Below are 12,615 nucleotides of genomic sequence, written 5' to 3'. Positions count from 1 at the left end.
CCGTCAGGGGAGCACGACATGACCGAGATCCAGAACGACGGACGGCGCCTCGTCAGCCGCCGCGCCGTCACCCGCACCGCCGCCTGGTCCGTCCCGGCCGTCGCCGTCGTGTCCGCCGCGCCGGCGTTCGCGGCGTCGACGACCGACGTCGGCTACTACGCGATCACCGCGCACTGCGGCGCGGTCGCCGGCGTCATCAACTCGGGCTTCGACCTCACCGCAGGCGCGGCCGGGCTCCCGGCTGGCACCATCGTCGCGATCAACTCGACCAACGGGGTGGCCGTCAACGTCAGCGCCCCCACCGGGGTCGTCGAGCTCGGTGGTGGCAACTACAGCCTCTCGGCGGGGCTGGCGGCCAACCAGAAGATCACGTTGAACCGCCTCCTCAACGTGAGCGTCGCGACCGTCACGACGGCCACCGTCATCCTCCCGGCGGGCTTCACGTCGTCCGGCAACCCCAAGACGACGGCGGAGCTGCGCTACGTCGACTCGGGTGTCGCCGGGCTGCTCGGCTGCCAGGTCGGCGCCTGACCCGAGGTGCGGCGGGCCCGGCGCAGATCTCGCGGGGCCTGGAGCCCTGCTCGCGGGTCCGGGCCAAGGTAAAGAATTCGGCAGGCTCTCACCTTCTTGGGTGTTGGTGCGTCATCGTGAACCTGCCCGGTCCGTTTCTCGCTACGGTGCTGGGCAGGTCCCGCGGAGGGGTTCCGGCGGGCTTCGACGTCAGGGGAGCACATGACCGACATCCGTGAGTCCGAGCCGCGTCCAGGGCTCGTCAGCCGCCGCGCCATCGCCCGCACCGCCGCCTGGTCGGTGCCTGCCGTCGCCGTCGTGGCCGCTGCGCCGCCGGCGTCGGCATCGGTGAACAGCACGACCCTCGCGGTGACCGGCCTCGAGACCTCGTTCCTGACGCTGAACCTGGTGGACGGTGGGGGGACCCTCACCGCGTCGGCGCTCGTGACGGTGCCGACGGAGGTCACGATCACGAACGGACCCGGACTGGTCAGCCAAGCGGTCACGGTCACGGTGACGGTCGGGCGCCCGTCCGGCATCAACGTCTCCGTCGGCCGGGCTCGGGGGTTCGGCGTCTACTCGTTCAACGGAGTGCAGTCCACGTCGGGCCAGCGCACGACGACGTACCAGTCGGCGCCGATCGTGGGTCAGTACGGGTTCCCCCTGACCACCTTCACGACCACGCTGCCGGTGGCCGTCCCGTCCAACGGTTCCCTCGCCCTCCCTCTCGTGCTGGGGCTGGCTGGAGTCAGCACCGGCTTGTCCATCGGGGCGACCGCGAGCTACCCGGTGACGATCGTCGTCGACTTCGGCAACGGCCTCACGCGGACCGCCGCCTCGACGGTCGCCGTCCCGGTCGGAGCCGGCATCCTCTGAGCACCGCACTGCACGTCGCGACCGCCAGCACCCTCTGGGGGGTGCTGGCGGTCGCTGCGTTCGCGAAGCTGTGCGACCCCGACGCGGCGCGCGCCGGGTGGCGTTCCCTCGCGCCTGCGCCGTGGCGGGGGTGGCGGGCCGCGCCGTACGCGCTGGCCGGGGTGGAGGGGGCCCTCGCCGTCGGGCTCCTGCTGCCGGATCCCCTCGCCACGGTGGCCGCCGCCGGCGCCGCCGCGCTGCTCGGCGTCTTCGCGGTGGTCCTCGCGCGGGCGGTACGCCGCGGCGACGGCGCGTCCTGCGGGTGCTTCGGCGCCTGGTCGACCGAGCCCGTGTCGGGGCTGGCCGTGACGCGCACCGCCGGGCTGGCGGGGCTCGCCGTCGTCGCGCTCGTCGTGGGGGAGGGCGGGCTCGTGCGGGCGGTGGCCCGGGAGGCGACGCCCGACGTGGTCACCGGTCTCCTCGGTGCCGGGCTGCTCGGGCTCGTCCTGCTGCTCACCGCGGCGTTGGGCGTCGCCCGCGCGCGGGTGTCCGCCGGGCCGGTGGTCGCGCGCGGGGCCGACGCCGCGGCGTACCCCCTCGACGTCAACGGGATCCCCGACCGCACCGGTGCGGAGGTGCCCGACGTCGAGGTCGTGCTGGCGGGCGGCCAGGTGCGGAGCCTGCGGCACCTCGCCGGTGACCACGGCCTCCTGCTCGTGCTCGCGAGCCCGACCTGCGGCACCTGTCGCGAGGTGCTGGCCGAGCTGCCGGCGTGGCAGGACGACCTCGGGCGTGGGGCGCGGATCCTCGTCGTCACCTCCGCGGACCGGGACGCGGTGCTCCGCGACTTCCCCGCGCTCGAGCCCCTGCTGGCGCTCGGCGCGGCCGGGGTGGCAGCGGCGCTCGACGTGCCGGGCACGCCCGCCGCGGTGCTCATCGGGGTCGACGGTCGGATCGCGACCCGGGTCGCCGCGGGCGTCGACGAGGTCTTCGGCCTGCTCGCCGGCACGCTGGCGGCGGTCGAGGAGGCCGGTCCCTAGGTCGCCCGCGTGTGACCAGCGCCTCATCCGCGCCGCTGATGACAGCCGAGTTACCGATAGGTAGCCTCACGCCTCGTGAAGCGTGAGATCTACGACGAGGACCACGAGGCGTTCCGCAGCTCGGTGCGGGAGTTCCTGGAGCGTTCGGTCATCCCCGAGGTGGAGGCCTACGCCGAGAAGAAGGGGATCCCGCGCGAGTTCTGGCTCGAGGCGGGCAAGCAGGGCTTCCTCGGGCTGGAGATCCCGGAGGAGTACGGCGGCGCCGGCGCCGGCGACTACCGGTTCAACGCCGTCATGGGCGAGGAGCTGAGCAAGGTCAATGCCGCCCTCGGCTCGTGCTGGGGCATCCACGCCGACATCACGGCGCCCTACATCGTCGCGCTCGGCACGGAGGAGCAGAAGCAGCGCTGGCTGCCGGGTGTCGCCGCGGGCGAGATCCTCCTCGCGATCGGCATGACCGAGCCGTCCGGCGGCTCCGACCTGGCCGCGCTGAAGACCACGGCCGTGCGCGACGGCGACGAGTGGGTCATCAACGGGTCCAAGACGTTCATCACCAACGGATACTCCGCCGACATCGTGCTGACCGCCGTGCGCACCAGCCCGGAGAAGAAGGCCAAGGGCATCACGCTCTTCGCGATCCCGGCCACGGCGGAGGGCTTCAGCCGGGGCCGCAAGCTCGACAAGGTCGGGCAGGACGAGTCCGACACCGCCGAGCTGTTCTTCGAGAACGTGCGCCTCGGCGACGACCACATCGTGGGCGAGCTCGACGGCGGCTTCATCCACATGATGCAGAAGCTGCCGCAGGAGCGTCTCGGCTGCGCGGTGTCCAACATCGCCCACGCGAAGCAGATCCTGCTGGAGACGGTCCAGTACGCGAAGGACCGCAAGGCGTTCGGCCAGTCCATCGGCCAGTTCCAGCACTCGAAGTTCCTGCTCGCCGAGCTCGTCACCAAGATCGAGGTCAGCGAGGCGTTCCTCGACCAGTGCGTCGCCGCCCACGCGAAGGGCGAGCTCACCCCGGTCGACGCCGCCAAGGCGAAGTGGTGGACGAGCGAGATCCAGAACGACGTGCTCGACCACTGCGTCCAGCTGCACGGTGGCTACGGCTTCATGAACGAGTACCGCGTGGCGCGCGCCTGGCGTGACGCCCGCGTCTCGAAGATCTGGGCCGGGTCGAACGAGATCATGAAGGAGCTCATCGGTCGCGACCTGGGTTTCTGACCTGACGCGCACGCGGCCCGTCCTCCTCGCTGGGAGGGCGGGCCGTTGCCGTTCCGGTGGGCTCTGTCCACAACGGCGGAGAACGGGTCTCCAGGCCCCCCGGTCAGGTGTCCGAGCCACCCGTTCTCCGCCTGGCGCGTCCTCCACAGGCCTGTGGACGACGGATCGCGACCTGTCGTGCCTCGGTCCACGCTGGGCGAGTGGACGAGCTCACCCCTGCCGAGCGGGTCGCGCGCTGCGGCGGGCTCGCGACCCGGGCGCAGATCGCGCGCTGCCGACCCCGCGCCATCACTGCGGCGGTCGCGTCCGGCCAGATCGTGCGCGTGCGCCGCGGGCTCTACCGCCTCCCGGACATCGACCGCGCGGTCCGGCTCGCGGCCGAGTGCGGGGGCCAGGTGGCGCTCCTCCACGCAGCCCAGGCCCATGGCTGGGAGGTCGCACTCCTGCCCGACCGCCCGACCGTCAAGCTCTCGCCGGGCGGCCATGCGCGCACGGGTGTCGACACCATCTGGGGTGAGGTCGACGCCTCGACGGGCCGGGTGACCTCCCAGCGGCTGACCGTCCTCGACTGCGCGCGGCGGCTGCCGTTGCGCGACTCCCTGCCGGTGCTCGACTCGGCCCTGCGCCACGGGTACGACGCCGCAACTCTCCTGGCCGACGCCCGATCGGTGCGCGGCAAGGGGGCAGCGAGGGCCCGGCGGGCGGCCGCGCTGGCCTCGGGGCTCGCCGCCAACCCGTTCGAGTCGAGGCTGCGCGCGCTCGCGGTCGAAGCCGGGTTGGACGTTCGGCCCCAGGTCACGATCGGGCTGCCTGCCGAGACGCGGGGCACGGCGCCGGCGACGGTCCGTCCTGACGTCGTGGACGTCGGTCGGCGCCTCGTGCTGGAGGCCGACTCCTGGGAGTTCCACGGCACCAAGGAGGCGTTCCAGGCGGACTGCCTGCGCTACACGGCCCTGACCGTGGCGGGCTGGACCGTCCTGCGCTTCACCTGGTGGCAGGTCATGCACGACCCGGAGTGGGTGGTGACCTGCTTGGCGCGCTACGCGTGAGCGTGAGGTGCCTGTCCGCAACGCCGGAGAACGTCGCCGTGCAACCGCTTTCACGGCCCGGCGCACGTCGGTTCTCCGCGCCGGCGACCCGGAAACCCGGGTGCGCGCCGGTCGCTCCGCTCCTAGGCTCCGCGGTGATGCGCCTCTTCACCGCCGTCCTCCCGCCCGACGACGTGGCGGCCCACCTCGACGCGTTCCTCGACGTCCGTCGCGCGGCGGCCGACCTCCGCTGGACGCGCGGCGACGCGTTCCACCTCACGCTGGCCTTCGCCGCGGAGGTCGAGGAGTGGCGCCTCGACGAGGTGCTCGAGCGGACCGCGGTGGCGGCGGCGCGCCGTACGCCGTTCGAGGTGCGCCTCGCCGGAGGCGGGGCGTTCCCCCACCCGGACGCCGGCAAGGTGCTGTGGGTCGGTGCCCCCACCGCGGCCGAGGGCGAGCTGGAGGCCCTGGCGAGGGGTGCGCGGGCGGCGTACGCGACCGCCGGTGCGCCGGTCGACGGCGCCCGGTTCCGTCCGCACGTCACGGTGGCGCGCTCGGGACGTCCGGTCGGGCTGGACGACTGGGTGAAGCTGCTCGACGCCTACGCGGGTCCGTCCTGGGTCGTCGACGAGGTGGCCGTCGTGGCGTCGCACCTCGGCGAGGGGGCGGGGCGCCGCCCACGGCACGAGGTGCTCGCGACCGCGCCCCTCGGCGGCCACTAGTCTGAGCGCCCATGAGCGCTCCTGACTCCCCCGCGAAGCGGACCGTCCTCGCCCAGGTCAACGAGAAGGCCATCGTGCGGGGCGAGGTGACGCTGAGCTCGGGCGCGACGGCGAGCTACTACGTCGACATGCGGCGCGTGACCCTCGACGCCGCGGCGGCGCCGGCGATCGGTCGCACGATGCTGGAGCTGACGGCCGACTGGGAGTACGACGCGGTCGGTGGCCTCACGCTCGGCGCCGACCCCGTGGCCACCGCGATGCTGCACCAGGCGGCGGCCGACGGCCGGGTGCTCGACGCCTTCGTCGTGCGCAAGGCCCAGAAGGTGCACGGCCTGCAGAAGCTCATCGAGGGCCCCCCGGTGAAGGGCCGCCGCGTGCTGGCCGTCGACGACACCTCCACCACCGGCGGCTCGGTGCTCGAGGCGGTCGCCGCGCTGCGTGCCGAAGGTGCCGAGGTCGTCGGGGTCGCCGTCATCGTCGACCGCGACACGGGGGCGGCCGAGCGGGTCGAGGAGCAGGGCGTGCCCTACCGGTACGCCGTGGGCAAGGCCGAGCTCGACATCTGAGCCGAAGCCGGTGGACCGGTGGCAACCGGGCCGGTAGCAGAGGCGAGGGTGACGCCGGGCACGGCGTCGCCTCCCGTGCGCCGGGTTCCTGCTGGCTATCCTCGCCGGGTGATCCCGACCAGCATCCTGCCTGGCCTGACCGTGCTCGCAGCGAGCGATCCCCACGACCCGAACGACCTGACCGGCTTCGCCGGGTGGGCGGTCGACCTCATGGAGAAGATCGGTCCGGTCGGCGCCGGCATCGCGATCGCGCTCGAGAACCTGTTCCCGCCGCTGCCCAGCGAGGTGATCCTGCCGCTCGCGGGCTTCACGGCGGCGCGCGGTGAGTTCACGATCGCCGAGGCGATCCTGTGGACGACGGCCGGGTCGGTCTTCGGCGCGATCGTCCTCTACTACCTGGGCGTCGTCTTCGGTCGCGACCGCATGTACTGGATCTGGGAGCGGATGCCCCTGGTGAAGACCGAGGACCTCGAGCGCACGGAGGCCTGGTTCGCCAAGCACGGCCGCAAGGCGGTGTTCTTCGGGCGGATGCTGCCGATCTTCCGGAGCCTCATCTCGGTGCCCGCGGGCATCGAGCGGATGCCCATCGGGATCTTCGTCGTGCTCACCACCCTGGGCAGCCTCATCTGGAACTCCCTGTGGGTGATGGCCGGCTACTTCGCGGGCGACCAGTGGTACCGGGTCGAGCCCTACATGGGCATCGTCCAGAAGGTCGTCATCGTCGCGGTCGTCCTCTTCGTCGCCTGGTTCGTCGTCTTCCGCGTGCGCCAGATCCGCCGGTCGCGCCACCACCGCAACCCCCACGACCCCGACGGGGTCGAGGAGGCGTGAGCTCCGTGGTGGCCCGGTCGTGACGGAGGGGTACGACGCGGGCGGGCGCGCGCCGTACGACCCCATGCCCCACGGCCCCGCCGAGGTCGGGGTGGGGCCGTGGGAGGGACCGTGGCCCACGGGGGAGCAGTACGACCCGGAGCTCCTCGCGGCGGGGGACCGACGCAACGTGGTGGACCGGTACCGCTACTGGAGCCTCGAGGCGATCGTGGCGGACCTCGACACGCGCCGGCACGGGTTCCACGTGGCCATCGAGAACTGGCAGCACGACTTCAACATCGGCACGATCGTGCGCACGGCGAACGCGTTCCTGGCGGCCGAGGTGCACATCGTCGGCAACCGCCGCTGGAACCGGCGGGGGGCGATGGTGACGGACCGCTACCAGCACGTGCGCCACCACGCGTCGGTCCCGGAGCTCGCCGACCACCTCCACGCCCTGCCGGCACCCGTGCGGCTGCTCGGCATCGACAACCTGCCGGGGTCGGCCCACCTCGAGACGATGGCCGTGCCCCACGACGTGTGCTTCCTCTTCGGCCAGGAGGGGCCGGGCCTCTCCGAGCAGGCGCGTGCGGTCTGCGACGGCACCTTCTCGATCGCCCAGTTCGGCTCCACCCGCTCGATCAACGCGAGCTCGGCCGCGGCCATCGCCATGCACGCCTGGGTGCGGGCCCACGCCGACCTCGGCGCCGACCCGGTCTGGCGCGGCTAGGCCCGGGGTCCGCCCGCCCCGCGGAGCCGGGTGTTCTCGGCGCGCAGCCGGGCCACCTCGTCCTCGAGGGCGAGCACCCGGGCGACCCCGGCGATGTTGAGGCCCTCGCCGAGCAGGTCGCGGATGCGTTCGAGCCGCTCGATGTCGGCCTCGCTGTAGAGCCGCGTGCCGCCGGCCGTGCGGTCGGGCGTCAGGAGGCCCCGCCGCTCGTAGACGCGGAGGTTCTGCACCTGCATCGCGACCATGTCCGCCGCCACGGAGATCGCGAAGACCCCGGTCGTCCGTCGTCGTGCCACCGCCGCATCGTCGCACACTTGATTCCTGGCGCGACATGGAATATATAACGGAGGCGTCAGATTAAGTGGTGTGAGAACACCACGATCACCGCCCCGGTGATCGTCGATCCGAAGGAGGAATCCGTGATGCTGCTCCGAACCATCGATCCCTTCCGCGAGTTCGACCGTCTCGCGGCCCAGCTGACCGGCCCGGCCGGCACGACGAACCGGCCCGCGGTGATGCCGATGGACGCGTGGCGGGAGGGTGACCGCTTCGTCATCGAGTTCGACCTGCCGGGCGTGAGCGCCGACAGCATCGACCTCGACGTCGAGCGCAACGTCCTCACCGTCAAGGCCGAGCGGGTCGCCCGCAACGGCGACTGGGAGATGCTCGCCAACGAGCGCACGCGCGGCACGTTCACCCGTCAGCTCGTGCTCGGCGACAACCTCGACCTGGACCGCATCGAGGCGGGCTACGCCGACGGCGTGCTCCGACTGGTCGTCCCGATCGCGGAGCGGGCCAAGCCGCGCAAGATCGCCGTCGCCCAGACCGGCGACCCGGTCGAGCGCGCGATCGAGGCCTGATCCCGCAGCCGCGGATCGATCCGAACGATCGCGAGGGGCGCCCCCGCCGTCACCGGCGGGGGCGCCTCGTCGTGTGCCGTCCACCCTCCCGTCCCTCGGGGGCCGGCCACGCGTCGTACCGTGGCGTGTCCGTCCCGAGGAGGTGCACCGTGAACCGTCGCCCGTTCCGTCCGCTCGTCCCCGGTGCTGCCGAGCCCGAGGTGGCGGTGCCGCCCGAGCAGCACGGCCGCAGCGTGATCGACAGCGCCGTGTACGTCGAGGGTCGACGCGTCGCGTCCCCCGGGGGCCTCGCCGCGACGTACCGGAGCCTGCGGGAGCACACGGAGGGCACGGCCTGGATCGGGCTCTACCGTCCCGAGCTGCACGAGCTCGCGTCGCTCGCCGCCGAGTTCGACCTGCACGAGCTGGCCGTCGAGGACGCCGTCGTGGCCCACCAGCGGCCGAAGCTCGAGCGCTACGACGACACGCTCTTCGTCGTGCTGCGCCCCGCGCGCTACGTGGACGAGCGGGAGGAGGTCGAGTTCGGCGAGGTGCACGTGTTCGTCGGGCCCGACTTCGTCATCAGCGTCCGCCACAGCGAGGCGCCCGACCTGGCCGCGGTCCGGCAGCGGCTCGAGACCGACCCGGACCTGCTCCGCCTGGGCCCGGAAGCGGTGCTCTACGCGATCCTCGACCGCGTCGTCGACGGCTACGCGCCCGTCGTGGCGGGTCTCGAGAACGACATCGACGAGATCGAGGACGAGGTGTTCCGCGGCGACCCGTCCGTGTCGCGGCGCATCTACGAGCTGACCCGTGAGGTCGTCGAGTTCCAGCGCGCCACCCGGCCGCTCGTCGCCGTGGTCAAGGGGCTGGCCGCCGGCTTCGGCAAGTACGGCGTCGACGAGGAGCTGCGGCGCTACCTGCGCGACGTCGACGACCACCTCACCGTGGTCGTCGAGCAGGTCGACGAGTTCCGGCAGCTGCTCCGCGACATCCTCACGGTCAACGCGACGCTGGTCGCCCAGCAGCAGAACGAGGAGATGAAGGCCCTCTCCGAGCACGGCATCGACCAGAGCGAGGAGGTGAAGCGCATCTCCTCCTGGGCCGCCATCCTGTTCGCGCCGACCCTCGTCGGCGGGGTCTACGGCATGAACTTCGCGGAGATGCCCGAGCTCGACTGGCGCTACGGCTACCCGATGGCGCTCGGCATGATGCTGCTCGTCGGGCTGGTGCTCTTCCTGGTGTTCCGCCGCCGCGGGTGGCTCTGAGGCCCGGTGTGGTCCAGCCCGCGTCGTCCGGGGGTGCCGCGACGGCGCTAGGGTGACCGCGATCCCACCCGATCCCTCGAGGAGCGCACGATGCCCATCGCCACCCCGGAGAAGTACGCCGAGATGCTCGACGCGGCCAAGGCCGGGTCGTTCGCCTACCCGGCTATCAACGTCTCGTCGTCCCAGACCCTCAACGCCGCCCTCAAGGGCTTCGCGGACGCGGGCTCCGACGGCATCATCCAGATCTCGACGGGCGGCGCGGAGTACCTCTCCGGCCCGTCGATCAAGAACATGGTGACCGGCTCCGTCGCGTTCGCCGCCTACGCCGCCGAGGTCGCCAAGAGCTACCCGGTCAACATCGCCCTGCACACCGACCACTGCCCCAAGGACAAGCTGGACGGCTTCGTGCGGCCCCTGCTCGCGATCTCGAAGGAGCGCGTCGCCCGCGGCGAGGCCCCGCTGTTCCAGTCGCACATGTGGGACGGCTCGGCCGTGCCGCTCGACGAGAACCTCGTCATCGCCGAGGAGCTCCTGGCCCTCTCCGCCGAGGCGAAGGTCGTGCTCGAGGTCGAGATCGGGATCGTCGGCGGCGAGGAGGACGGCGTCGAGGGCGGTCTGGGCGACCACCTCTACACCACCCCCGAGGACGCGCTCGCCACCGTCGCGGCGCTCGGCACCGGCGAGAAGGGCCGCTACCTGACGGCACTGACGTTCGGCAACGTGCACGGCGTCTACAAGCCCGGCAACGTGAAGCTGCGCCCCGAGATCCTCAAGGCGGCCCAGGAGGCCGTGGTCGCGAAGCTGGGTCTCGAGGCCGGCGCCAAGCCGTTCGACCTCGTCTTCCACGGCGGCTCGGGCTCCACCGCGCAGGAGATCGCCGACGCGGTGTCCTACGGCGTCATCAAGATGAACATCGACACCGACACGCAGTACGCGTTCACCCGCCCGGTCGTCGACCACATGCTCAGCAACTACGACGGCGTGCTGAAGATCGACGGCGAGGTCGGCAACAAGAAGGCCTACGACCCGCGCGCGTGGGGCAAGGCCGCCGAGGCCGGCATGTCCGCGCGCATCGTGGAGGCCTGCCAGGACCTCAGCTCCGCGGGCACGACGCTGGGCGCCTGAGCCCCCTCGTCACCTGCTGCTCGCCGACGCGGCGTCCCCGGCTCCGGCCGGTGGGCGCCGCGCGGTCGTTGGTGGTGCGAACTATCTTGCGGAATCCCCCCTCGTCGCCCGCGGCGACGTGGGACGGTGCCCCTATGTCGATCACGACCCCCCGCACCTCGCGCCGCACCGTCATCCGCACGACCCTCTGGACGGCGCCGGCGGTCTCCGTCGTCGCGACCGCGCCCGCCTGGGCAGCGAGCACCGGCACGTCGGTGGCCATGGCGAGGCGCACGCCCACCACGGCGTCCGCCCGCGCGTTCGACCCCGGCCAGGCGCAGGGCGTCTCGGTCGTGGTGACGAACCCGTCGGACGGCTCCCCGGTCGTCGGGCGTGCGGTCACGTTCACGCTCGCCACGCCCGCGCCGACCTGGCTCCGCCTGGTCGACAGCGCCGGCGTCGCCGTCACCTCGGTCGTCGTCGCCTCCGACGCACGTGGCGTAGCCACCGCGCCGGTGCTGGTCGTCGGGGTCGCCGGGGGGACGACCGCGGACGTCGTGGCCAGCCTGAGCGATCCGTCGGGAACGGTCTCGCCCGTCTCCTGGAGCTTCGCGCAGGCCGCCCGCGGACTGTCGCCCTCCGGTCCCGTCGGGACGGCGGGCAGGTTCACGGGGGCGTACGCCGATGGGCGTGCGTTCACCTGGGGCACGCAGACGGAGGGACAGCTGGGCGTCGGTTCGAGCGCGAGCATCGCCTACCTGCCTGCGGCGGTGAGCGCGACGGCTCCGTCGACGCTTGCGGGGCGCGACGTGGTGTCCCTGGCCGCCGGTGACGAGCACATGCTCGCGCTGACGGCCGACGGGACGGTCCACGGCTGGGGCCGCAGCACCTACGGCCAGCTGGGCAACGGGACCGCCACCAGCAACCTCGTCCCCGGGTCGGTCTCGACGGCGCAGGGGTCGTCGCTGGCGGGGCGCACCGTCACCGCCATCGCCGTCGGCGCGTTCTTCTCGCTGGCCCTCGCGTCGGACGGCACGGTGCACGCCTGGGGTCGCAACAGCGACAGCCAGCTCGGCGACGGCACGACCGACAGCCGGTCGCTCCCCGTGCAGGTGGGGACCATGGTCGGTTCCAGCCTCGAGGGTCGGCGGATCGTGGCGATCGCCGCCGGCAACGGCCACAGCCTCGCGCTCGACGCGGACGGGAACCTCCACAGCTGGGGGCGGAACTCCTCGGGCGTCCTCGGGCAGGGCACCGTCGGAGGCTCGCGCGCCGTGCCCGCGCTCGTCTCCAGCACGCCGGGGACCCAGGCGGGCGTGAGCGCGGTCGCGGCCGGCGCGAACTACACCCTGGCGCTGGCGGTCGACGGGACCGTCCACGCGTGGGGCACCAACGCCCAGGGTCAGCTCGGCTCCTCGGCGACGCTCGGCGGCACCCTGTCCGTGCCGACCCCCGTGGCGACCACCGGCTCGTCCTCGCTGGCGGGCAAGGCCGTGGTGGCGATCGCCGGGGGGCAGCAGCACGCGCTGGCCGTCGCCAGCGACGGCACGCTCCACTCCTGGGGCGCGAACGGCGCCTCGCAGCTCGGCTGGGGAGGCACGACCAACCAGGGCCTCCCCGGCGCAGTGGCCACCGGGTCGCCGTCGTCCCTCGCCGGGCGCACGATCGTCGCGGCCAGCGGCATGCGCTCCACGTCCTTCGCCCTTGCCGCGGACGGCACGTTCCACTCGTGGGGCAGCGACGCCAACGGCGAGCGTGCCGACGGCGACGGTGTCAGCAGCGGGGCCACGCCCACGCAGATCGTGGGCATCGGCTGAGCGAACCGGCCCCGGTCGTGGGGGGGGGGGGGGGGGGGGGGGGGGGGGGGGGGCCCCGCCCCCCCCGCGGGGGGGGGGGCGCCGGCGGCGGCGCGGGGGGGGGGG

Annotated in this window: 14 protein-coding genes; 13 read left to right on the top strand and 1 reads right to left on the bottom strand. The window is 73.1% G+C overall.

Translation table 11 applies throughout. The features are described 5' to 3' along the window. Positions 1-18: 18 nt before the first annotated feature. The 9 genes from G3T38_RS19200 to G3T38_RS19160 all read left to right on the top strand — a co-directional run bounded on the left by G3T38_RS19200 (position 19) and on the right by G3T38_RS19160 (position 7,482). Positions 19-531 (top strand): hypothetical protein, encoded by a 513-nt coding sequence (locus G3T38_RS19200; protein ID WP_163774202.1) that lies wholly within the window; start codon positions 19-21, stop codon positions 529-531. A 201-nt stretch (positions 532-732) separates the two neighbouring features. After that, complete coding sequence (locus tag G3T38_RS19195) at positions 733-1,386, top strand: hypothetical protein (protein ID WP_163774200.1); 654 nt, start codon at positions 733-735, stop codon at positions 1,384-1,386. Further along, positions 1,383-2,405, top strand: a complete 1,023-nt coding sequence (locus G3T38_RS19190) for a TlpA family protein disulfide reductase (RefSeq protein WP_338037774.1) — start codon at positions 1,383-1,385, stop codon at positions 2,403-2,405. The genes G3T38_RS19195 and G3T38_RS19190 overlap by 4 nt, the downstream gene beginning before the upstream one ends. A gap of 75 nt (positions 2,406-2,480) precedes the next feature. After that, positions 2,481-3,626, top strand: coding sequence for an acyl-CoA dehydrogenase family protein (locus tag G3T38_RS19185; RefSeq protein WP_163774197.1), 1,146 nt, complete (start codon positions 2,481-2,483; stop codon positions 3,624-3,626). Positions 3,627-3,826: 200 nt separating this feature from the next. Continuing rightward, a complete protein-coding gene (locus G3T38_RS22830) occupies positions 3,827-4,675 on the top strand; it encodes a type IV toxin-antitoxin system AbiEi family antitoxin domain-containing protein (protein ID WP_163774195.1) in 849 nt (282 codons plus the stop codon). A 137-nt stretch (positions 4,676-4,812) separates the two neighbouring features. Beyond that, positions 4,813-5,376 (top strand): RNA 2',3'-cyclic phosphodiesterase, encoded by a 564-nt coding sequence (gene thpR, locus G3T38_RS19175; protein WP_163774193.1) that lies wholly within the window; start codon positions 4,813-4,815, stop codon positions 5,374-5,376. 11 nt (positions 5,377-5,387) lie between these two features. Next, positions 5,388-5,942 carry an orotate phosphoribosyltransferase gene (gene pyrE / locus G3T38_RS19170; RefSeq protein ID WP_163774191.1) on the top strand — a complete coding sequence of 185 codons (555 nt, stop codon included), beginning with the start codon at positions 5,388-5,390 and terminating at the stop codon, positions 5,940-5,942. A 108-nt stretch (positions 5,943-6,050) separates the two neighbouring features. Beyond that, the gene (locus G3T38_RS19165; protein WP_338037766.1) at positions 6,051-6,773 is read left to right on the top strand and encodes a DedA family protein; all 723 of its coding nucleotides are present in this window, start codon (positions 6,051-6,053) and stop codon (positions 6,771-6,773) included. A gap of 64 nt (positions 6,774-6,837) precedes the next feature. After that, positions 6,838-7,482 (top strand): TrmH family RNA methyltransferase, encoded by a 645-nt coding sequence (locus tag G3T38_RS19160; protein WP_163774244.1) that lies wholly within the window; start codon positions 6,838-6,840, stop codon positions 7,480-7,482. Here the strand turns inward: G3T38_RS19160 and G3T38_RS19155 are convergent. Then, positions 7,479-7,778 carry a MerR family transcriptional regulator gene (locus G3T38_RS19155; protein WP_163774189.1) on the bottom strand — a complete coding sequence of 100 codons (300 nt, stop codon included), beginning with the start codon at positions 7,776-7,778 and terminating at the stop codon, positions 7,479-7,481. The genes G3T38_RS19160 and G3T38_RS19155 overlap by 4 nt on opposite strands. Before the next feature lie 126 nt (positions 7,779-7,904). Here G3T38_RS19155 and G3T38_RS19150 point away from each other — a divergent pair, with 126 nt between their 5' ends. From G3T38_RS19150 to G3T38_RS19135, 4 genes are all read left to right on the top strand, one after another. Continuing rightward, the gene (locus tag G3T38_RS19150) at positions 7,905-8,342 is read left to right on the top strand and encodes an Hsp20/alpha crystallin family protein (protein ID WP_163774242.1); all 438 of its coding nucleotides are present in this window, start codon (positions 7,905-7,907) and stop codon (positions 8,340-8,342) included. A gap of 149 nt (positions 8,343-8,491) precedes the next feature. Then, positions 8,492-9,589, top strand: a complete 1,098-nt coding sequence (gene corA, locus G3T38_RS19145) for a magnesium/cobalt transporter CorA (RefSeq protein WP_420846837.1) — start codon at positions 8,492-8,494, stop codon at positions 9,587-9,589. A gap of 90 nt (positions 9,590-9,679) precedes the next feature. Further along, on the top strand, positions 9,680-10,714 hold the full coding sequence (gene fbaA, locus G3T38_RS19140) for a class II fructose-bisphosphate aldolase (protein WP_163774185.1): 1,035 nt from the start codon (positions 9,680-9,682) through the stop codon (positions 10,712-10,714). A 134-nt stretch (positions 10,715-10,848) separates the two neighbouring features. Then, complete coding sequence (locus tag G3T38_RS19135; RefSeq protein ID WP_163774183.1) at positions 10,849-12,510, top strand: RCC1 domain-containing protein; 1,662 nt, start codon at positions 10,849-10,851, stop codon at positions 12,508-12,510. The last annotated feature ends 105 nt before the right edge of the window (positions 12,511-12,615 follow it).

Source organism: Nocardioides zeae, from assembly GCF_010686755.1.
Classification (GTDB): domain Bacteria; phylum Actinomycetota; class Actinomycetes; order Propionibacteriales; family Nocardioidaceae; genus Nocardioides; species Nocardioides zeae.
This window is presented reverse-complemented; position numbering and strand designations above follow the sequence as displayed.

Bases quoted from the DNA above. Each gene is read 5' to 3' on its own strand.
- pyrE (WP_163774191.1), top strand. From the start codon at position 5,388: ATGAGCGCTCCTGACTCCCCCGCGAAGCGGACCGTCCTCGCCCAGGTC.
- G3T38_RS19150 (WP_163774242.1), top strand. From the start codon at position 7,905: ATGCTGCTCCGAACCATCGATCCCTTCCGCGAGTTCGACCGTCTCGCG.
- G3T38_RS19160 (WP_163774244.1), top strand. From the start codon at position 6,838: ATGCCCCACGGCCCCGCCGAGGTCGGGGTGGGGCCGTGGGAGGGACCG.
- G3T38_RS19195 (WP_163774200.1), top strand. From the start codon at position 733: ATGACCGACATCCGTGAGTCCGAGCCGCGTCCAGGGCTCGTCAGCCGC.
- G3T38_RS19135 (WP_163774183.1), top strand. From the start codon at position 10,849: ATGTCGATCACGACCCCCCGCACCTCGCGCCGCACCGTCATCCGCACG.
- G3T38_RS19200 (WP_163774202.1), top strand. From the start codon at position 19: ATGACCGAGATCCAGAACGACGGACGGCGCCTCGTCAGCCGCCGCGCC.
- thpR (WP_163774193.1), top strand. From the start codon at position 4,813: ATGCGCCTCTTCACCGCCGTCCTCCCGCCCGACGACGTGGCGGCCCAC.
- fbaA (WP_163774185.1), top strand. From the start codon at position 9,680: ATGCCCATCGCCACCCCGGAGAAGTACGCCGAGATGCTCGACGCGGCC.